This is a genomic window from Frankia sp. BMG5.60 (assembly GCF_059428125.1).
Window position 1 is genome coordinate 2,788,309 of record NZ_CM182091.1, and the last position, 21,028, is coordinate 2,809,336.

15 protein-coding genes are annotated in these 21,028 nt (G+C 73.5%); 7 read left to right on the plus strand and 8 right to left on the minus strand.

What is annotated here, in order from left to right; translation table 11 throughout:
* Positions 1-65: 65 nt before the first annotated feature.
* Positions 66-668, minus strand: coding sequence for an Hsp20/alpha crystallin family protein (locus AC5R91_RS11220; RefSeq protein ID WP_495397082.1), 603 nt, complete (start codon positions 666-668; stop codon positions 66-68).
* 1,001 nt (positions 669-1,669) lie between these two features.
* Here AC5R91_RS11220 and AC5R91_RS11225 point away from each other — a divergent pair.
* The gene (locus tag AC5R91_RS11225) at positions 1,670-4,501 is read left to right on the plus strand and encodes an alpha/beta fold hydrolase (RefSeq protein WP_495397083.1); all 2,832 of its coding nucleotides are present in this window, start codon (positions 1,670-1,672) and stop codon (positions 4,499-4,501) included.
* Positions 4,502-4,659: 158 nt separating this feature from the next.
* Here AC5R91_RS11225 and AC5R91_RS11230 read toward each other — a convergent pair whose 3' ends face one another.
* Positions 4,660-5,364 (minus strand): DUF4230 domain-containing protein, encoded by a 705-nt coding sequence (locus tag AC5R91_RS11230; protein WP_495397084.1) that lies wholly within the window; start codon positions 5,362-5,364, stop codon positions 4,660-4,662.
* Between the two features lie 48 nt (positions 5,365-5,412).
* Complete coding sequence (locus AC5R91_RS11235; protein ID WP_495397085.1) at positions 5,413-7,326, minus strand: PP2C family protein-serine/threonine phosphatase; 1,914 nt, start codon at positions 7,324-7,326, stop codon at positions 5,413-5,415.
* A 517-nt stretch (positions 7,327-7,843) separates the two neighbouring features.
* On the opposite strand from AC5R91_RS11235, the gene AC5R91_RS11240 reads away from it, so the two are divergent.
* Together AC5R91_RS11240 and AC5R91_RS11245 are read left to right on the plus strand one after the other, a co-directional pair.
* On the plus strand, positions 7,844-9,022 hold the full coding sequence (locus AC5R91_RS11240) for an ABC transporter ATP-binding protein (protein ID WP_495397086.1): 1,179 nt from the start codon (positions 7,844-7,846) through the stop codon (positions 9,020-9,022).
* The gene (locus AC5R91_RS11245; protein ID WP_495397087.1) at positions 9,019-9,804 is read left to right on the plus strand and encodes a DUF2705 family protein; all 786 of its coding nucleotides are present in this window, start codon (positions 9,019-9,021) and stop codon (positions 9,802-9,804) included. The genes AC5R91_RS11240 and AC5R91_RS11245 overlap by 4 nt, the downstream gene beginning before the upstream one ends.
* A gap of 196 nt (positions 9,805-10,000) precedes the next feature.
* Here the strand turns inward: AC5R91_RS11245 and AC5R91_RS11250 are convergent, their stop codons facing one another.
* A complete protein-coding gene (locus tag AC5R91_RS11250; RefSeq protein ID WP_495397088.1) occupies positions 10,001-10,846 on the minus strand; it encodes an aldo/keto reductase in 846 nt (281 codons plus the stop codon).
* Positions 10,847-10,921: 75 nt separating this feature from the next.
* Here AC5R91_RS11250 and AC5R91_RS11255 point away from each other — a divergent pair, with 75 nt between their 5' ends.
* Together AC5R91_RS11255 and AC5R91_RS11260 are read left to right on the plus strand one after the other, a co-directional pair.
* Positions 10,922-11,191 carry a type II toxin-antitoxin system TacA family antitoxin gene (locus AC5R91_RS11255; protein WP_495397089.1) on the plus strand — a complete coding sequence of 90 codons (270 nt, stop codon included), beginning with the start codon at positions 10,922-10,924 and terminating at the stop codon, positions 11,189-11,191.
* Positions 11,192-11,257: 66 nt separating this feature from the next.
* Positions 11,258-11,746, plus strand: coding sequence for a GNAT family N-acetyltransferase (locus tag AC5R91_RS11260; RefSeq protein WP_173667257.1), 489 nt, complete (start codon positions 11,258-11,260; stop codon positions 11,744-11,746).
* 32 nt (positions 11,747-11,778) lie between these two features.
* On the opposite strand, the gene AC5R91_RS11265 is transcribed toward AC5R91_RS11260, so the two are convergent.
* A complete protein-coding gene (locus AC5R91_RS11265; RefSeq protein ID WP_495397090.1) occupies positions 11,779-14,037 on the minus strand; it encodes a hypothetical protein in 2,259 nt (752 codons plus the stop codon).
* Between the two features lie 405 nt (positions 14,038-14,442).
* Positions 14,443-15,888, minus strand: coding sequence for a lipopolysaccharide biosynthesis protein (locus AC5R91_RS11270; RefSeq protein ID WP_495397091.1), 1,446 nt, complete (start codon positions 15,886-15,888; stop codon positions 14,443-14,445).
* 143 nt (positions 15,889-16,031) lie between these two features.
* Here AC5R91_RS11270 and AC5R91_RS11275 point away from each other — a divergent pair, with 143 nt between their 5' ends.
* Complete coding sequence (locus tag AC5R91_RS11275) at positions 16,032-17,741, plus strand: glycosyltransferase family 4 protein (RefSeq protein WP_495397092.1); 1,710 nt, start codon at positions 16,032-16,034, stop codon at positions 17,739-17,741.
* 53 nt (positions 17,742-17,794) lie between these two features.
* Here the strand turns inward: AC5R91_RS11275 and AC5R91_RS11280 are convergent, their stop codons facing one another.
* On the minus strand, positions 17,795-19,222 hold the full coding sequence (locus AC5R91_RS11280; RefSeq protein WP_495397093.1) for a condensation domain-containing protein: 1,428 nt from the start codon (positions 19,220-19,222) through the stop codon (positions 17,795-17,797).
* Between the two features lie 539 nt (positions 19,223-19,761).
* Between AC5R91_RS11280 and AC5R91_RS11285 the strand changes: the two genes are divergently transcribed.
* On the plus strand, positions 19,762-20,409 hold the full coding sequence (locus tag AC5R91_RS11285; protein WP_495397094.1) for a hypothetical protein: 648 nt from the start codon (positions 19,762-19,764) through the stop codon (positions 20,407-20,409).
* An 11-nt stretch (positions 20,410-20,420) separates the two neighbouring features.
* Here AC5R91_RS11285 and AC5R91_RS11290 read toward each other — a convergent pair whose 3' ends face one another.
* A complete protein-coding gene (locus AC5R91_RS11290) occupies positions 20,421-20,987 on the minus strand; it encodes a RyR domain-containing protein (RefSeq protein WP_495397095.1) in 567 nt (188 codons plus the stop codon).
* Positions 20,988-21,028: the final 41 nt, after the last annotated feature.

Sequence of the window (21,028 nt, forward strand, 5' to 3'; positions counted from 1 at the left end):
ATGCGCCCCGGGCCCGACGCCGCGGCGGGCCGGGGTGCGGAGGGACTCGCACCCCGGGTGCGCCGTCACGCGGCCGGCGTGTTCGCGGACTCGGGCCGCCCGCCCTCGCTCTGCGCCGCGGGCTGCGCCGACAGGGCCGGAGCCTCGCTCGGCTGGGCCGGTGCGACCTCGACCGGCTTCGCCCCGTCGGCCGGCTCGTGGCCGCCGCTCGCCGCGGTGACGGCGATGCGGGTCGCCTTCGGCTCGGCCGCCGCACCCGCGAGCCGGACGGTCAGCACGCCCCGGTCGTAGCCCGCGGAGATCCGCGAGGCGTCGACCCGCTCGGGGAGCTGGAACTCCCGGCGGAAGCTGCCGGACCAGCTCTCGCGGTGGACGCGACCGGCGCGTTCCTGCTCGCGCCGCCCACCGCGCCGGCCACGGACGACCAGGCGGCCACGGTCGATCTCCACGACCACGTCGTGCTCCACATCGATCCCGGGCAACTCGAGGTTGATCAGCACGTCCTCGCCCTCGGTGACGACGTCGGCCGAGGGAACGGCGAGCTCCGCGCTCTGGGAGCGGCCGGCGAGCGCCGGGCGCCGGGTACCCCACGCGCGCCGAACGATCTCGTCGAACTCCCGGTCCATCCGCCCCAGCGCCGCGAACGGGTCCCACAGGTAGGTGCTCACAAGGGCCTCCCTCGTCTTGATCGATCTCTGGGTGCCACGGCGGGCAGGGCCGCCCAGAGGCGCATCCCGGCGATCCTTCGCCGTTCCGCCTCCGCTTTGAGCCCTCCCGTCGTTCACAGTTCATGAGTCTAGGACGCTCAATCTTCGGGATGCAACCCTCGGCAGCACTTCTGGTGGAGAGTGACACAGGTGACACCGAGGTTGCGATGGCGCGGCCGTGGTCGCCGGGGCGACTGCCACGATCGTCCGCGGGGGTACCCGCAGCCCGCCGCCCCGGCGCCGCGCCCGGCCCGTTCGGGCTGCCCGAGAAGTGCTCGCCCCTCCCCCGGGCGGGGGCGGGGGAGCGAGGGAACGCCCGCGCGGCCTGCGTACCGGAACAGGAACAACGTGCGCATCCGGGCGGGCGCGCGCGAGCCCACCACCCACCACCCACCACCCGTGGGCGACAGTGGGCCGGGGCCGCCGACGACCGGTGGACACGCCGACCGGCCGGCGCGCCGGGCGGCGACGGGCGCCGTGACGCGCCCGTCGGGAGAATGTCCGAGGAGCGCAGATCGGCACCGGTGACCGGTTCGCGCCGTAGCCGGAATACCCGGCAAGACCAGCAAATCCTTACGGAGTGGAGAAACGTCGGCCCCGATTACGAGCGGGTAAACCGACACTTCCGTCAAGGTTACGAGGGGTGACGACAAGTAAGCCACACCATCGTGGTATAAAGTCCCACGCTATACCGGACTGCATGCTGGGGAGGCTGTTCGTGTACCTCGAGCGAACGGTTGCAGCGCCGCACGTGTTTCCTTGGCGGGGTCGCCCAGAACGACCCACTCCCGTCAGGCGGCATCCCGCCGACAGCCCCGTCCGTCGCTGCGGCGACGGCCCTTCGGGGCGGTCTCGACGGACCGCCCGGTCGCGCGCGACTGACGATCCCACGATCGGCGAGAGCACGTGGTCGCGGGTCATCTGTCACGGACCGATGGCGCCGGCAGCACAGAAGACAAGGAGTGGCATTGAACGAGAGCGATCGGCGCGCGGCTCTGGCGGTCGCGACGCCCGGAGGTGACGTCCCCTTCCCCGCGTTGGACTTCGATGATCTACCGGCCTCGGTGGTCAGCCGGTTCCGCGAGGTCGCCGCGCACCTGCCCAACACCCCGGCGTTGGTGTCCCCGGGCGTCACGATGACGTTCGCCGAGACCGACCGCCGCACGGACGACATCGCGGTGGCCGTGCTGGGGCGCCTCGACGCGACCGAGGACGGCCCGGTGGCGACGCTGCTTCCGCACGGGGTCCCCGGGCTGCTCGGCGTGCTGGCGGCGATGAAGACCGGCCGGCCCGTCGTCCCGCTCGATCCGATGGTGCCGGCCGAGCGGATGGCTCAGATCATCCGTCAGGCCGGCTGTGTGGCGCTGGTCACCGACCTGGGCGATGGCTCCGTGGCCCGCTCCACGGTGGGTCTGCGGCCGGTGGGGTCACCGGACGCGCAGGCGCCCGCCGCAGCGACCGTCGACCCGAAGCCGCTGCTGGAGCTGCTGGCCGGCAACGGTCCCCGGCTGGTGCTGGACCTCGCGGCCGCGGCCAGCGATGGCGCCGAGTGGATCGCCGCCAACGGGTCCGACGCGGTCTGGTGGCCCGAGCCGCAGCTCACCGACCCGGCCTGCATCGTGTTCACCTCCGGCTCCACCGGCGCACCCAAGGGCGTCGTGTGGACCCACGGCACGTTCCTGTGCGATGCCTATGCCGGCGCGCAGCGCCTCGGCTTCGCGCCCGGCGACCGGCTGGCGCTGGTGCTGCCGTACTCGTTCGCGGCGGGGATCACCGTGGTCGTGTTCGGCCTGCTCAACGGCGCGGGCCTCTACGCCTACGACCCGCGGTCGGCGGGGCTGCCCGGTCTCGGTGACTGGATCAACGCCCAGCACCTGACGGCATTGCAGACCACTCCGTCGCTGCTGCGGGCGTTGCTCGGCGCGCTCGAACCGGACGAGGTCCTCGCCGACCTGCGGATCGTCACCACCTGCGGGGAGGCCGCGTACGGCCGCGACATCGCGGCGCTGCGCCCACACGTGCCGGCGTCCTGTACCTACGTGAACTGGTCGGGTGCCTCCGAGATCGCCTCGCTGGGCTTCTTCGAGATCGGGCCGGACGCGCCGGTGCCCGCGGGCACCGTGCCGGCGGGGCTGCCCGCGCCGGGCAAGGAGGTGGTGTTCCGCCGCGAGGACGGCACCATCGCCGGGCCCGGCGAGTCGGGCGACGTCGAGGTGACCTCGGCGTACCTGTCCGCGGGCTACTGGGGCAGCCCGGAGCTGACGGCGGAGAAGTTCACCCCGCGTCCGGACGGCCGGACCACCTGCCGCACCGGTGACCTCGGCCGTTTCGAACCCGACGGCACGGTGGTGCTGCTCGGCCGGCGCGACGCCGCGGTGAAGATCCGCGGGTACCTGGTGGAGCCGAGCGAGGTCGAGGCGGCCCTGCTGAACTCCGCGGAAATCGCCGAGGCGGTGGTCACCGCGGTGACCACCGGGGTGCAGAACCGCCTGGTCGCCTACGTCGTCCCGGCGGTGAACGGCAACACGCTGTCCCCGGTGCGCATCCGCCGGGCGCTGCGCGAACGGCTGCCGGTCTGGATGGTGCCCACGACGATCGTGGCGCTGGCGGAGATGCCCCGCAACGAGCGCGGCAAGGTCGACCGCGGCGCCCTGCCGCCCCCGCCCGCCGCCCCCGCCGGGTCCGCCCGGCCGCGGACCCAGTGGGAGATCGTCGTCGCCGACATCTGGACCCGGGTCCTGGACCTGGAGGAGGTGGGGATCGAGGACGACTTCATGGAGCTCGGCGGCGACTCGCTCGCCGCCAACGAGCTGCTCACCCTCGTCGGCGAGAAGCTGGGGGTCTCCCTGCCGTCGTCGGCCCTGGTCGACTCCCCCACGCTCGGCGCCTTCGCCCGGACGGTCTCGCTGGCCCAGCAGGCCGGCCCCCGCCACCCGACCGTCGTGCCGCTGCGCACCACCGGCTCGCGCCCGCCGCTGTTCTGCTTCGCCGGAGCCGGCGCGCTCGCGCTCGGCTTCCACTCGCTCGCCCGCCGGCTCGGCGACGACCAGCCGGTCTACGCCTTCCAGGCGCACGGCCTGGAACGGCGCGGCTTCCCCGACTGGAGCGTGGAGAAGACCGCCCGCCGCCACCTGGAGATCATCCGGATCATCGCGCCGCGGGGCCCCTACCTGCTGGCCGGGCACTCCCTCGGCGGTCTGATCGCGATGGAGATCGCCCAGCAGCTCACCGCGGCCGGTGACGAGGTCGGCTTCCTGTCGATCATGGACACCTACATGCCGTCCTCCCTGCGGATCACGCCCGGCGAGGAGGACGGCGCAACGCCGGGCGCCGACACCGCGAACGGTGCCGGCGCGCCGGTAGCGCCCGGCGGTGCGCAGGAACACGCCCGCACCTACCGCCACCGGCTGGCGCGCTTCACCCAGCGGCTACTGCCGGAACAGCGGACGAACTTCACCAACATCGCGACGCTCAAGAAAATGGTGCAGATTCCGCTGACCGGAGTGGTGCAGTTCGGCGGAATGGAGCAGTTCGACGTCTTCTTCAATCACGGCAGGCTGCTCGAGCGGTTCTACCGGCCGCAGCCGTGGGCCGGCCGGACCCTCGTCTACCGATCGGCCGAAAATCCGGATACGGAGGACGCGTGGTCAGCTTTCCTCACCGGCAGCCACGACACTCACTATGTCCCTTGTGAACATTTTTATCTGCTTCGGGAACCGCACGTCATAAAGATCTCCGAGCATTTCCGGTCGGAGATCGACCGGGTGGTGGCCGAGCAGGCGGCTCGGCGCTGAGCCGCCGGTACCGTCCGTCCGGGCGACGGCCGGGGGACGGCTGTGTCCTCCGGCCGCATCCGGCGGCCGTGTCCAGCGGGCCGTGTCCAGCGGGCCGTGTCCAGCGGGCCGTGTCCAGCGGCCGGGCGGTGCCGGGAGGCCACCAGCGAGCCGTCCGGCTAGCGGCGGTCGGCGGCGTAGGTCACGCGGACGTCGGTGAAGCCCAGCGCCCCCAGCAGACCGCGCAGCATGGCGGTCGTGTTCTTCTTGCCCAGCTCGATGACCTGGCCGTCGGTCTTGGCCGCGTCGGTCATCTTCGACGAGGCCTTCTGGTACAGCGCCTTGTCGCTGCTGACCCCGCCGAGCAGGCCGCCAACCCGGTCCAGCGCCCCGCGCTGGCGGGCGACGACGTAGCTGTGGTCGAGGTCCAGCACCGGCGTGGACAGGGTCGGGTTCGGCAGCTCGATGGTCACCGATCGGCGGTCCGGCGAGACGGTGACGGCATCGGCGTCGAGGTGACCGAAGTCGACCGTCGAGTCGACCGTGCCGACCCCCACGAACAGCGTGCGCTCGCCCTTCAGCGCCGCCGGGATCCACTTGGTGTCGTCCTCGAGATCGACGACGACCTCGAGGTGGGCGCCGGCGGCGTGGTAGGAGCTGAGGTCCTCCAACGAGCGCAGCACCGCCGGGGAGCTGCGGTCGATCGTCCGCTCCTTGAACGGGTTGAGGCTGGGCCGCCACCCGGCCACCACCGCGATCAGGCCGACGACGAGCACGGCGAGCAGGATGGTGGCGATCAGCCGCAGCGGGCTGAAGCGGGACGGCAGGGAGCGCAGGGTCCGGTTCGAGCGGGTGGGCCGGTCCGTGCCGGGCTCGTCGTTCATGGTGGGAGATGTACCCGAAAACCCCGGTAACCACGCCGATTGTCGGCGTTACGACCGGCCGCCGGTGATCGACGCCGGCTCGCTGGTGCGAGCCAGGATGATCGCGGTGCGGTCGTCGCCCTGCCGGCCCGGGGCATGCCGGCGCACGGCGTCGAAGGCGTCGTCGAGCAGGCCCACCGGGGTGCGGCCGGGGTCGCGCAGGATCTCCGCGATCAGCCGGTGCGCGCCGAACTGGCGCCCGGCAGCGTCGCGCGCCTCGACCAGCCCGTCTGTGTAGGCGATGAGCATGTCCCCCGGTTCGAGGTGCAACGTCCGGATCTCCCACGCGCCGGGCGCGGCGAGCAGGCCCGACATCAGCGGCCCCGTCGGAGGCAGCCGCACGATCTGGGCGGCGGCGTGGCGGCGGTTCCCCTTCGGCGCGGGCGCCGGGTTCGTCGACCCCCGGCGCGCGCCGGCCGCCGGCCCCACGATCGCGCTGACGCTCGCCGACGGCCGGGTCCCCGCGGCGCCGGCGTTGCTCGCCGCGGCGCCGGCCTCCCGCTTGCGGGCCGGGTCGGCGGCGTCGACCACGGCGTCGGGCGGCGGGTCTGCCGGCGCGGCGGGGCGGGGAATGGCCGGGAGCGCAGCACCGAACGGCGGGGTGGCCGGCGGGGTGGTCGACAGGGTGGCCGGCGGGGTGGTCGACAGGGTGGCCGGCGGGGTGGTCGGCGGGGTGGCCGGCGCGGCCATTGCCCAGGCCGGCCCGGCCCGGCGCAGCAGCAGCGCGTCCGGGTGGCCGGCGTTGACGTAGTGCAGCTCCCCGCTGCGTGGATCGACGACGGCGATGATGGCGGTGGCGAACATCTCCTCGGTCTCGCCGAGGTTCTCCACCGCCCATTCCACCGCGGCGGCCGGCCCGGCGCCGGTGGACAGCGCGGCGTCGAGGAGCTGCTTGAGCCGAAGGGCGAAGACGCCCGCCGCGGCGCCGTGGCCCGAGACGTCGCCCACGACCACGGCGACGCGTCCGTCGGGCAGCTCGAAGGCGTCGTACCAGTCCCCCGCGAGCTCCCCCTGGGCCGGATCGACCCGCCCGTGCAACATCAGCCCGCGGGCTCGCAGCAGTGAGGGAGTGAGTGCGTCACGCAGGGCGATGACGGCGGGTCCCTGCTGCGCCAGGGCCTCCCAGGACCGCTCGTTCTGCCGCACGAGGCGCACGAGCTGGGCGCGCATCGTCTCGACGTCGGCCGCCAGCGCCACGATCTCCGCCGGGCCCACCGAGGGGATCCGCGTGTCGTATCGCCCGGCCGCCACGGAGTTGACCGAGCGTTGCAAGGCGCCGATCGGACGCAGCAGCCAGCGCCGCAACACGATCATGATCGTCACCAGGACACCGAGGATGACGAACATCGCGCTGGCCAGCGAGCTCAGCAGCAGCACGGAGGAGCTCTCGACCCGACCGGACGCCTCGACCTGCTCGCGGTCGATCTGTCCGGCGAGGCGAGCGGCCTGGCCGCGCAGCTCGTCGAAGTCGCGGCGGGCGTTCGCGCGGACGATGCCGGCGGCCCCGGCCACGTCGCCGCGGGCCATCGCGGCCAGCTCCGGCTCGACGACCTCGCGCCGCCAGGTCCCGTAGGCGACGTCCACCCGGGTCCGCTGCGCCCGCAGGTCGGGGAAGTCGGCCAGCAGCTCGTCCAGCCGTGCGTTGAGCGCGGGGACCGAACGCCGGGAGTCGTCGAAGGGCTCCAGGAAGCCGCGGTCGCGGGTGACGATGTAGCCGCGCAACGCGCTTTCCTGATCGACGAAGTCGGCGAGGAGCATCGCGGTGGTCGTGGCCGCGGGGTCCAGGTGCTTTCCCCGCTCGGTGGCGGCGTGCCGCGACCGCAGGGCGGAGGCCACGGCCAGCACCAGCATCACGATGATCGCGATGCTGGCGAGCAGCGTCAGCGTCCGGATGCCGCGCCGGAGGCCAGCCGTTTCGCCCACGCCAGGATTGTCGTCCACCTGTCGGGGGCGGGTTGTGCCGGGTGACGGGCGTCCCGCGTCCCGAGTGTCCCGCCGCTCGTCTGGCGGGCGGCCCCGACCTGCAACCCGACGGGGCCGGCGCGCCCGCCAGCCGAAGTAAGGCGATCCGAGCGACCGGGCCATGCCGGCGGTACCGCCACGTCTCGTCCAAAAAAGGGGCCAAATAACTGTAGTACGAAAAACGAATCTGGCCTGGCAATACAGCTAAAAAGGCGGTTTTGCTCGTCCACGCCGAGCCTCGGCGCGTGACGAGGTCAACCGGCGGGAAAACACAGGTTGAAGCCGTGGAGCCGGAACCCGGCCCGCGGGCTGGTCGTTGACATCCGTGGACGTGCCGCCCCCTGACTTTCGCGGGTGCGCGTCACCCGACCGGGCCGCGGGCGCTCACGGACCGCCCCGGTCGCAGTCCCCGACGCTCGCCGTTGCGGGGCGCCCCCTGCAGCGGGCATCCGACACACAGGGTGGGAGCAGCACCACGATGACTTCCGGTTCGGCCACCGACCCGGCCCATGCGAACCACGACCCGGCCCACGGGACAGCCGCCACACCGGCCGTCATGGACGGTGCGGCGGGCTTGGCCCGCGCCGACACGGCGATCTGGACCCGCGGGCTGACCAAGCGCTACGGCGCTCGGCGCGCCGTGGACCATCTCGACCTCCAGGTGCCCCGCGGGGCGCTGTCCGGCTTCGTCGGGCCGAACGGCGCCGGCAAGTCCACCACGCTGCGGATGCTGCTGGGCCTCATCCGGCCCTCGGCCGGCCACGGCCACGTCCTGGGCGAGCCGATCACCGAGCCGGACCGCTACCTGCACCGGGTCGGCGCGATGATCGAGGGCCCGACCTTCCACCCGGGCCTGTCGGGCCGGCGCAACCTCGATCAGCTCGCGATCCTGCGCGGGATCGGGGGCTGGCGCGGGACCCGCCGGCAGCGCCGCGTCGAGGAGGTGCTGGGCCAGGTGGGCCTGGGCGAGCGGGCCGATGACCGGTTCAGCACGTACTCGCTCGGCATGAAGCAGCGCCTGGGCATCGCCGCGGCCCTGCTGCCCGATCCGTGCCTGCTCATCCTGGACGAGCCGACCAACGGTCTGGACCCGGCGGGCATCCGGGAGATCCGGGCGCTGCTCGGCCAGCTCGCCGGCGGGGGGATGACCGTCTTCGTCTCCAGCCACCTGCTCACCGAGGTCGAGCAGATCTGCGACCACCTCGTCATGATCAACGGCGGGCGAATGCTGTTCCAGGGCCACGTCACCGACCTGCTCGCGGCCGAGGACCCCCGCATCCTGATGATCCCCGAGCACGATGCCGACGCGCGCCGGCTCGCCGGGCTGCTCGGCGACGAGGGCCTGCGTGTCGAGATCGATCTGCGCAACGGTCCCCCGGACGCCTCGACCACCCGGGGCCGCCTGCCGGTCGTCACCGCGCACGCCCCGGAGGGACTGGCCGCCCACCTCAACCGGCTCGCGATGCGCGCCGGAATCACCCTGCGCTCGCTGCGCACCCACCGGCCCAACCTGGAGGAGACTTTTCTGCGCGTCACCGGAGAGATCGACGGCGACCTGGTCCGTACCGCCCAGGCCGGGCAGGAGCCGGACGGGAGCGTGCCGCCGCCCGCGGGCGCCGGGCTCGACCCGGCCCACAGCCGCGGGGGTGCCACTTGATCGCGGCATTCCGGGCCGAATGGGTGCCGCTGCTGCGGCCCCGGTTCCTGCTGGGCACGCTCGGCGCCGTGATCTCGTGTGCCCTCCTTGGCACCGTGCTGACCTTCTTCTCGGTCGGGCGCCGGGACTTCGACGGCGATCCGGTCACCGCCGCCGACCTGTCCCGGTCGGACGGCCTGATCCAGGGGGTGCAGGCCGTCAGCATCCTGCTGGGGGTGGTGGCGCTGTCGGTGGTTGCCGCCGCGCTGGCCGGCGACCACAGTCACGGCACCCTGCGCAACCAACTCGTCGCCCGACCGCACCGGGCCCGGCTGCTCGCCGGCAAGCTGCTGGCCCTGGCAGCCTTCATCGTCCTGGTCGTCGCGGCGGCCACGGCCGTCTCGGTGGGGCTGTCGTTCCTGCTCGCACCGACCCGGGGGGTGTCCACCGCCGCCTGGAGCAGTTGGGCGGGGCTGGCTGATCTCGGCGCCGGCTTCGTCAACCTGTGCCTCGGCTCGCTGGGGTACGCCGCCATCGGGGCGTTGGCCGCGATCCTGCTGCGCGGACCGGCGGCCGCGATCGCCGTCGCGCTCGCCTACGCGCTTCCGGTGGAGATGCTGATCGCGCGCATCTACCACCCGGCGCGTTCCTGGCTGCCGGTGCAGCTCATGCAGGAGATCGCCACCGGCGGTGCCGCCGATCCCATGCCCTACGCCGACGCGCTGCTGCGCGGGATGGTCTACGCCGGCGTCATGGTGCTGCTCGCCCTGATGGTCTTCCGGCGGCGAGACATGACCGCCTGACCGACGCCGGTCGGCGTCAGTGCCCGCCCGTGGCGGCGCCCGCTCGCCCGCGCCAGTATCCGAGGACGCCAGTGTCCGAGGACGCCAGTGTCCGGAGACGTCGGTGTCCGGAGACGTCGGTGTCCGAGGACGTCAGTGTCCGAGGACGTCAGTGTCCGAGGACGTCAGTGTCCGAGGACGTCAGTGTCCGAGGACGTCAGTGTCCGAAGACGTCGGAGTCCAGGGCGTCGGCCTCGCCGGCGGCCCCGCGGTCCAGGCCGGAGATGGCCGCGATCTCCGCCGCGGTCAGGCTGAAGCCGAACACGTCGATGTTCTCGGCCAGCCGGGCCGGACTGGCCGACTTCGGCACCGCCACCACGCCGAGCTCGATGTGCCAACGCAGCACGATCTGCGCGGGTGTGCGGCCGTGCGCGGCGGCGATCCGGATGATGACGGGTTCGTCGAGCAGACCGGTGCCGGCACCCAGCGGGCTCCACGCCTCGGTGACGATGCCGTGCTCGGCGTGGTAGGCGCGGACCGCGCCCCGGCCGAGCCGCGGGTCGAGCTGGATCTGGTTGACATCCGGGGCCACCCCGGTCTCGGCCAGCAGCCGGTCCAGGTGGGTCGTCTTGAAGTTCGACACGCCGATGGCCCGCACCTGACCGTCCTTCACCAGGTCGACGAGGCCCTTCCAGGCGGCGACGTACCGGTCCCGCCACGGGTTGGGCCAGTGGATGAGCAACAGGTCGACGTAGTCGAGGCCCATCCGCCGGGTGCTCTCCGCGGCTGCCCGGCGCACCCCCCGCACGCTGTGTGAGCGCTTGTTGAACTTCGTGGTGACGAACAGCTCCTCGCGGGCCACTCCGGCTGCGCGCAGGCCGGCGCCGACCCCCTTCTCGTTGCCGTAGTTGTGGGCGGTGTCGATCAGCCGGTAGCCCAGCCCGATCGCCTGCTCCACGACGCCCTGGACCGTGTGGTCGTCCAGCGGCCAGGTCCCGAGCCCGAGCTGGGGCATCCGGGCGCCGTGCGCGAGGGGGACGGTGGGAACAGGCGAAGGCGGCACGGCGCGCAGTCCTTTCTGTCACGATGAGGCAGACCCAGCGAGCGGGCCCGGACGCGCGGGGAGCAGACTGCCAGCATGAGTGCCGCCAGGGACGACAGACTCGCCGTGCAGCTGCCCGCGGACTCGGCGGGCGTCATCCGTTCCGCCGCGGAGGGTGAGGGCCTGTCCCTCGAGGACTTCGCCGTCGAGGCGATGAAGCGGTACGCCCAGGAGGTGCTGGCCGACAGGCGGCTGTTCCGCGTGCCGGACACGGACTGGGCCGCGTTCGAGGCGCTGCTCGACGGGCCGTCGGCGGACGCCCCGCGGCTGCGCCGACTGCTGGACGACGAGCCGGGCGCGGAGTAGTCAGCCACCGCCCACCCCCACCGCCTCCCGACCGCGTCCCCGACCCGGCAAGAAGGATGTCACGCAGTGCCCCTGACCAAACCCGCGGCCCTGACCGAGGCCATGGATCGCACGACCTTCAACAGCGGGGATGACCTGCTCGACGGTTGGCTGCGGCACCGAGCCCTCGAACACCAGCAGGATCGGACCACGAACACGTTCGTGATCCTCGATGCCGACCGGATCGCCGGCTACTACTGCCTGGCGACGGCTGCCGTGGAACGCATCCCCGGCTCGCGCCGACGCTCGCGGCGGCCGACCGAGCCGGTCGCGGCCATGTTCGTCGGCCGGCTCGCCGTCGATCTGCGCTACCAGGGCCGCGGGATCGGCGCCCGGCTCGTCCGCGACGCGGTGATGCGCTCACTCACCGTGCATCGGATGGTCGGGCTACCCCTGCTGCTCGCCCATGCGATGCGGGAACCCGGGCGCGCCTTCTACCGCCATGTCGGCTTCCGCGACGCCCGGTTCGATCCCTACCTGCTGGCGCTGCCGCTGCGCGCCGTGGCCGGCGGCTGAACCCTTAGAGAGCCTGAGCCCTTAGGGAGTCGTCACCCTGAGTCATCGCCCAGCAGAACGTCGAGGTCGACCCGCATCAGCCACTGGTCGAGCTTGAACGGCGGGTACGGCCAGGGCAGGCCGTCGAGCACCATCTGGTTGACGGGCAGCCACAGGCTGCGCCGCAGCGGGTCGACCGCGCCGCGGCGCACCCCGACGTAGCGGGTCGACGGGCCGCGCAGCATGTTCAGGCCCACGTCGATGGGCGGCTCGGTGCGGAAGGTCATCCGCGCGCCGCGCCCCGCCGGCCGCACGACCTGCACCAGGCCGTCGAGGCCGGCGAGCAGGATCGCGCCGGTCCGCGGGTCGAGGGTGACACTGCGGACCAGTCCGCCCTGGTCGGTGCCGGCCACCAGGTAGTCGGGCTGGTTCGCGATACCCCAGGTGTCCGTCGGCCAGTTGCCGGTCGCCGGCGCGCGGGTCACCAGGCCGCGCTCGCGGCCGAGCTTCGGGTAGACGGCCACGGTCTCGGCGCGCAGGCCGTCACTCTTCGTTCGCGCCACGTAGAGCGTGCCGTCCGCGCCGAACACGGCGGACTCCATCCGGGAACCGTCCTGCACGGCGCGCACCGCGGTGCTGCACGGGGTGATGGTGCCGCGGGACGCCGAGTAGGAGAACTCCTGGATCGGGAACGGCTGGGTGCTGTAGTCCAGGCCCCGCACGTCGCTGATCAGGACGAACCGCTCGTCGTCCGGTTCGCTGGTCGGATCGGCGACGACCTCTCGCGGGTTGACGACCAGCGCGATGCCCAGCGGTCGGACCTGCGGATACTGCCAGTGCGCCAGGACCCGGCCGGCCGGGTCGATGACGATCAGCGCCCCGTTGTCGGTTCCGCCGCCGCCGGCGCCCAGGTACTGGGCGATGACCAGGTGCCCGCTGCGCGGCAGGCGGGCGATGGACGCCGGCCCGCGCGAGGAACGCGGCTGCAACGGGCCGAGCACCGGGAAGGCCCGTGCCGCGAGGGACGGCGAGGCCGTCGTGGCGAACTGCTCCGCCGTCCAGGACTCCTGCGGGTCGTAGACCCACCGTGCGGTCGGCTGGTCCCGGCGGAGCTGGCCCACGCTCGGCAGCTCCCCGTCCACGGCCGTGTTCCAGCCGAAGTACGGCATCAGCGACGTGAACAGCACCCGTTGGGCGCCGTCCGGGCCGGGCACGACGATCACGTCGGAGGTGTCCCCGCCGCCGACGCCGCGGTAGTTCGGATCGAGCCGGGGCAGGCTCAGCCGGCCCTTCGTCGACGGGATCACCAGCCGGGTGAACCGCTCGATGTCCGGCTCGAAGACCTCGATCTCCATGTCGGTGCCGGTCAGCTTCGACTGGTCGTCGGAGAACGGCGTGGTCGTCACGAACACGGTGCCGTCGGCCGACACCGCGGACATGAACGCGGCCTGGCCGGGGCCGAAGCCCCACCCGGGCACCTCGGTGACCCGGACCGTCGTCTGGCCGCCGTCGAACTCCCCGAAGGTGCCGGGCGCGCCGTAGATGGTCAGCAGGTTCTCCGGCAGCTTCGTCACCGAACCGGCCGAGACGGAGGGGCCGGCGGTGACCCCGCCGACCGGCGCGGACGGCCGACCCCGGGGCAGGCCTTCGGGGACCGCCCCCTCCGACGACAGCAGCCGCCCGGCGATGAGCCCGCCGCCCGCGGCCGCACCGAGCCCCACGGCGGTCACGAGCAGCCGGCGGCGACTGAGCCGGGTCTGCTCCGCACCCGCGGCCGGGTCGTTCTCCGCGACCGCGACCGGCGTGGGGGGGTTCTCCGGCTGGTCGGCGCCGGGCAGGTCCGCGGCCCCGATCCAGGCGGCCTGCGCGGCACGCTCGCGCCGGCCGGCGCGGCCCCGGCGGCGAGCGCGGCGACCGCGTTCGGTCTGGTCGGTGTCGGTGTCGCCGCCGTAGAGGGCACCGGCACGCCCCGGCAGGGTGTCGTGATCGTCGCTGCCGGCGCCGCCGTCGTGCCCGTCGGCACTGTGGCCGCCGGCACGCGCATGGCCGCCGGCACGCGCATGGCCGCCGGGAGGGGATTGGCCGCCGGGAGGGACATGGCCGCCGCCGGAGGCGCGGCTGTCGTCGGGGGCATGGCCGCCGTCGGAGGCATGGCCCTTCCCGAAGCGGACCTGCCTGCCGATCCGGACCTGCCTGCCGCGACCGGGCAGAGTGTCGTGGTCGTCGGTGCCGTCGCCGGGGGTACCACCCCGACCGGTGGGGTCGCGATCCCGGGGCACGCCGTCCGGGGCCGCGGAGTCCGGGGCGCCCAAGGCACGTGCGTGCGAGGGCGCGGCGCCCGAAGGAGGGGCGCCCGAGTCAGCGGCGCCCGAGTCAGCGGCGCCCGAGTCAGCGGCGCCCGAGTCAGCGGCGCCCGAGTCAGGGGCAGCCGAGTCAGGGGCAGCCGGAGAAGCGGTGTCGGGACGGCTTGTCCGGTCCTGGCCGTCGGGGGTGTCCCTGCCGCGACGGCCATATCTGCCGACTGTGGTGCGCCCGCGCTCACCGCCGTCGGCATCCGAACGGATCTTGGATGGCATGTGCGGTGGCCTCGCCTCTCAACGCCGGTGGGCCCTCTCGAGGCCGGAGGGTGGGGGCCCCGGCCGAGTAGGACGACCGTACCCGACGGATCAGAACGACATATCGGACAAGGTCTTTGGACCACGCCCGTCCGGGGGCGCCTAGACCGGTGCGGGGAAGCCCTCCTCGGGCCGCGCGTCGCTGATCGAGGCGGCGCCGAGCGGCGCGTCCTCGCCGCCGCGCCCGTCGTCGCTGACCCTCCTGCCCGCCGCCTGCCGGTCGGCGTGATGGAGCTGGACCACGAGCAGCCCGACCGCGACCGCGGTCACCGACTCGGCGGCAAGCGCCGCCGTGGCCGTCGCCATCGAGCCGCCCCCGGCCGAGACCAGCGCCGCCGCCGTCGCCACCGTGGCGACCGCCAGCACCCCGACCACCCGGCGCACCCCCGCGCCGAGCAGGTAGGTGGTGAACATGAGGGTGACGGCCAGCAGCGTCATGGCTAGCGCCAGCACCCACAGGGCTGGGGCGGCACCGGTCAGGTGGGGCCCGAACACCAGGCCCAGCAGCCACTTCGCCCCGACCAGGCCGATCGCGGCAAGAAAGAGGCCGGGCGCGACGACGAACGCGAGGGCCACCGCCAGGGTCGCCCCGGCCGGACGGCCCTCCTTGCGCCGGCGGGCCGCCTCGGGCAGCAGGAAGTTGGCCACCGCCAGCCCGATGAAGACCGGCACCTTGCAGGCCGTTGAGATCGCCGCGTAACCGCCCACCCCGTCCGTGCCCAGCCAGCCGACGATGACGACGTCCATGTTCTGCAGCAGGGCCAGCGGGATGAGCGCACCGAGCGCCACGGTGGTGTCGGCGATGACACTCTGGCGGGCGCTGGCTCGCGGGGCCGGAATCGGAATCGGGATCGGGCCGGTGGCCGGCGGGGTGCCGTCGTCGGGCAGCGGCGCCGACCACGTGCGGACGGCGGCCGGACGGGGTAGCCGCGGGGTGCGGGCGACCGCCCAGCGGGCATGCTCGGCGCCCACGATCACGCCGATGACGATGCCGAGCCCCGCACCGTTGACCCCCATGCCCGAGACCACGAAGACGATCACCAGACCGATCCGGACGAAGCCCTCGACCACGAAGTTCACGGCCAGCCGCTGATAGGCGCCACGGGCCTGCATCAGGCCGCGCTCGACGCACAGCAGCGTCCACAGCGCGGCCCCGATCGTGGCCTCGGCGATCGCCACCGGGTGGGGGTAGGACATCAGCGCCGCCGCCGGGCGGGACAACGCCAGGGCGGCGACGGTGGCGACGACGATCCCGACGCCGCAGGCCCCGCGCAGCCGGCGAATCCAGGACCACTGCTCGCGGCGGGTGTCCCCGGTCCCGGACGTCTCGTGCTGCACGACGGCGATGAGCAGGGCGTTGCCGGCGACCGACAGGATCAGGAAGATGCTCACCTGAACGGACACGGCGCCGTAGGCGTCGGAATCGAGCGCGCGCGCGACGATCAGGTTCATCAGCAGGTTACAGCCGTTGACGAGCATGCCGGCGACCGCCAGGGCTGCCGGGCCGGCCAGCAGGCCGGACACAGCCTCTCGCGAGGGCTTCGCCATCAGTCTCCCCATCGGGAACGGAACACGTCGATCACCCGTGGCGGAACACCGGCAATGGTATGTGCGCGCCGATTTTTCCGACATCTGTAGGTTGCAGGCGAACATGCTAAGCCCTGTCGATCGGACCGAGAGGAACGCCACCGGTGATCGGAAGCCCCAGCACGCCGCATCCCGTCGGGCTCGGGGAGCACCGGTACCTGCCCACCCTCGCCGGCCGGCACGTGGTGTTCCTCAACTGGCGTGATCAGGACCACCCGCAGGCCGGGGGGGCGGAGCTGTTCTGCCAGTCGATCGCCGAGCGGTTCGCCGCAGCCGGCGCGCGGGTGACGCTGCTGACCTCCCGGCCCGCCGAGGACGGGGAACCGGCGCTCCCGGTGGCCGAGCACGTGGCCGGGGTGGACGTCCGTCGCGGCGGTGGCACCTTCGGGGTCTATCCGTCCGTGCTGGGCCGGCTGGCGGGCCTCGGGCGGGGCGGACACCGCGTCGACGCGGTCGTCGACTGCCAGAACGGGATCCCGTTCTTCAGCCCCCTGGTGCTGCCGGCGTCCACGCCGATCGTCCAGGTGCTGCACCACGTCCACCAGAAGCAGTTCCCGCTGTACTTCCCGGGTCCGGTGGCCAAGGTCGGGCAGGTGCTCGAGGCACCGGGCAGCCGGCTGGTCTACCGGCGCCGCCCGGTCGTCGTCGTCTCCCCCTCGACCCGGGCGGAGGCGCGCGGGGTGCTGGGCCTGCCCGGCCCGCGCTTCCTCGTCCCCAACGGCGTGACCGCCGCCGTCCCCTCCCCCACGACCGTCCCCGTCCCCTCCCCCACGACCGCCGCCGGCATGGCGTCCTCGGGGGATGGGGCGGACCCGGCGGCGGGACGTCCCGCCGCGGCGCCGACGATCGTGTGCGTCGGTCGGCTCGTGCCGCACAAGCGGCTGCACCTGCTCCTCGACGCGCTGCCGGCGCTGGTCGCCGCTCATCCGGGACTCACCGTCCATGTCGTCGGCGACGGCCCCGACCGGCAGCGGCTGGTCGCCCGCGCGGTTGCGCTCGGCCTGACGACCGCGCCCGGGGACGGCGCCCTCGGGGAGAGCGACTCCCGCGGCGGCGGCTCCCGCGGTGGCGACGTGGTTCGGTGGCATGGTTACACCGACGCGGCCACCCGCGACCGGCTGCTCGCCTCGGCCTGGCTGACGGTGAACCCCTCGCACGGGGAGGGCTGGGGGCTGTCGGTGCTGGAGGCGGCCGCCCTCGGAGTACCGGCGGTGGCGTTCCGGGTGCCGGGGCTGCGTGACGCGGTCCGGGACGGGACGACGGGCTGGCTCGTCGACGACGGCGTGCCGCTGGCGGGAACAATCGGCAAGGCGCTGCGGACGATGGCCGATCCGCCCGCCGCAGCCCGGCTGCGCGCGGCCGCGCGCGCCTGGGCGGCCGGCTTCACCTGGGACGCCGGCGCCGAGCTGCTCGCCCGGGTCGTCACCGCCGAGATCGACCGGCTGGCGCAGCCGCGTCGCGCGGGCAACGGCGGACGGGCGGCGCGCGATCGCCGCCGGGTCGACGACGAGCTCACCCGCGCCGCGTTCACCCTGCCGGCCGGCGCGCCCCGCCCCGCCCTGCGCCGCACCGACCTGGTGTACCGGCCGGATCTCGACGCCGACGAGGTGGTCGCCATCCTCTACGGCGCCGGCGAGGCCGCCGCGCGGGCGGCGTTGGCCCGGGCCGGAGTGTCCGCCGAGCCTCGGCTGCGCCCCGGCACCGGGGAGGACCTGCTGCTCGCCGCGAGCCGCGAGCTGGTGTCGGGGGCCGACGCACCGCCGGCCCCCGGTTTCCCGCGGGCGGCCGCCCGGGTGTCCGCCGGCCGCGGGTGACGGTCCCGGACGGGCGGTGCCCAGGGCCCGCCGTCGCGCCACCCGGCCCCGCGTCAACGCGACGGGACGGCTCCGCCGCGGCGGGTGGTCACCGCGGGCCCCACCGCGCGGTCCGGCCGCGGGGCCCTGGCCACGGCGGGCGTGGGCACGGTCACCGGTGTCGGCGCGCTGGCACCGGTGGCACCCAGCTCGGCGAAGGCGGCTCGGAACAGATCCGCGAAGGCCGGCACCGAGCCGGGCCCGAGGAGATGGCGGTGATAGCCGAACGTGATGTTCAGGCTGTCGCCCATCCCGAGCACGCCGATGAACAACCCCTGCGGCATCCCGGCCGTCCCGGTGAAGTACACGGCGCTGATCGGCAGCCCGGCAGCCCCGGCCAGGTCGTCGAAGCGACCGAGGTTGCTCACCGCGGCGGTCGGGGCGAGCACCGGGCGCCCCGCGGCCACTCCGCAGCGCAGCAGCGTGCTGCGCCACGGGCCGGGCACGAACCGCGCCGCGGCGACCCCGAGCGCACCGGAGAGCCCCGGCACCACCGGCGGGGCGGCCTGCTTGGCCAGGTCGGTCTGCTCCACCACGCGGACGGCGAGCTGTAGCGCGTCGACCCGGTCCGCGACCTCACTCGAGATGATCTTCAGACCGGTCTGATTGCCGCCGATCTCGCCCGGCGCGGGGATCGACGACCCCGCGGCCGACGGCGACGGTGACGGCGAGAACGCCAGGGCGATCGGCATCCGGACCCGCAGCCGGCTGGACCCCCCGCCCCGGCGGGAGTTCCACCGGTCGACCGCCAGATGCGCCGCGCCGATCAGCAGATCGTTGATGGTCATCTGCCGGCCGTCCGGCAACGTCCGCCGGTCGGTGGGCGCCGGCAGGATCAGCGGATGGAATCCGTAGCCGTCGCCGCCCGCCGCCAGCGGCGTGATGTAGCGCCCGGAGTGGCGGACGAGTGTGGCCCAGCCGGGCGCACCGGCCCGGGCGAGCGGCTGCACGCCCGCCGGCACGCCGCGGTGACCCTCGCCCGGTGCGACGGCACCGTCTCGGTCGGCGTCGGCCGTCGCGCGGTAGTGCTCGAGGATCTCGGCGACGAGCGCGGCGAGTCGCAGCCCGTCGAAGGCGAGGTGATGGGCCACCACGCTGAGCTGGTCGCCGTCGGCCCGACGGATCAGCGCCACCCGGATCGGCGGGTAGCGGCGCAGGTCGAACGGCGCCGACGACAGGATCTCGTGGATGCGCCACCCGTCGGTTCCGTCGTCGACGAAGCCGACCGGATCGGCCGTGGGTTCGGCGGCGAACCGCCAGGCGTGCTGGCGGGATCCATACAGCACAGCGCGGGCCATCGGATGACGACGGATCGCTGACCACACGGCTGCCCGCAGCCGCGCCGGGTCCAGCCGCCCCGTCGTCTGGACGAACAGCCCGCAGGTCAGCGGCGCACTCGCCCGGTCCGACGCGGCGAGAATCTGCTCACCCGGAGTCAACACCCGGTCGGGTATCGGCGGTGCCGGAGCCCCGCCGTCCTGCGCCAATCCCATTGTCGTAGGCCGGCCTCTCTGGGGGGATTTCGCGGTTTCACGGCGATGGCGCGCGTCGCCGTCGAGGAGCAGGTCCAGCGTAACCAGGGGAAATCGCTTGCTTGGGAGAGAGGTCACCCGTCGCCGGCCTGTCCGAACCCACCTCCGCAAGGTCACCCCGAACAGGGACATGGCAGGCAGAGGCCATAAAAGCTGGGTTGGTCGGGGCATACGGCCCATCCAGGGCACCAGCCCGCTCCTCACGCAAAGTAGCCGATTTAGGGGTGTAACGAATTCCAAAGGTCGGCTGCGGCCCGCACCCTCGTCCTACCCCCCGCCCCGAAACGGGCACCCTGTCACCGAGTGTTACCCACTGGTCGGCACTGGCGGGACCTGAGAGGATGCCCTCATGATCCTCTCGGTCATCATGGCGACACTCTGCGCGATCGGGGCACTCGGCCATCTCGTCGCAGGACTGCGCCGGCCGGCCGATTCCCGAAAGGAGTGCCATGAACGGCGACGAGAGGTGCCCGTCGGACCGGATTGAACTCGCGGATCTCGTCTGCCTCACGGGCGGATCGTCTACACACTACGCGAATCAAACGATTCCCCATGAACGCGACCTCGCCATCGTCGAACTGTTGGGCAAGGTGCGACGCGGCGGCGGTCTCGAGCAGCTACTCGACCTGATCCGACCGGAGGTGGAGGCGGAGACCCTGCGGGCCTTCGGGGTGCGGATGGCCTCACTGGCGGTTCGCCGTACCGAACCCGACCTGCTGCGCCTGGGGCTGCTCGCCGTCGCCCTCGCCAGCCTGCGCAGCATGGACCACCGCGACGACTTAGGCGCGCTCGCCCCGCTCTGGCGGACGGCGAGCCTGCTGCGCCTTGACCCATCCCACGAGTTCACCGCCGCGGCGGTAGAGCTCCCCGACGCGTCGCGGTTCCTGCTGGGGTGGGTGGACCGCACCCCGGACCTGCAGGATCTGGTCGAGATGGGGTTTCGCGAATCGGCGGACGAGGACGGCTTCCGCTACGTCAGCGACGCGACCATCCGTCGCCGCATCCTGGAGGAGGACTACGCCCGCCGGCCCCGGGCCATCCGGCTCCTGCTCGCCCGCCAGCGGCGCCGGTGGCTGCGCGAGAACGGCTTCGACTGACGCGGCGCGGTTCAGCCCGCGTCGACGGCCGGCCGGCGGATGACCTGCAGCCGCGCCTGCGCCAGCACGGCGGGCATGTTGCGGATGACGTCGCGGTCGCGGTCGCGGTCCTCCTCGGTGAGCTCCTCCCAGTCCACCATCGACGGGTGCCGCCTGTCCGGCTCGGCGTCACTGCGCAGCGGTCCGTAGGAGTAGCCCTGCCGCTCCTTGTGCCGCCGCCACCGCACGTGCTCGTCGCGGGCGAGTTCCTCGATCTCGGCGTCGGTGAAGGTGAAGGTGTCGCCGTCCGGCCCGGCGGAGATGATCGACCAGTCGCGGGCCTGCACGATCGCCGCGTACTGGGCGGCCTGCGCGCGGTTGGCCTCCCGCAGCGGCTCGGCCAGCTCCGCCCACGGCCGCAGCCCCGGGCGTGAACCCGCCTCGTGCCGCTTTCCGAGCTCGTGGTCCAGGTAGCGGCGGTGGATCGCCTGCGCCATCCGCTCGACGCACCCCGTGTCGATCAACGGCGACGTGCCCGCCGCGGATGCGGGGGCCGTTCCGGACCGCCGGGTCGAGGATCCGCTCACAACCATTGTCATGGCCCGGTGACTCCTTCTGAAACGGATGGCGGCCAAGGTTC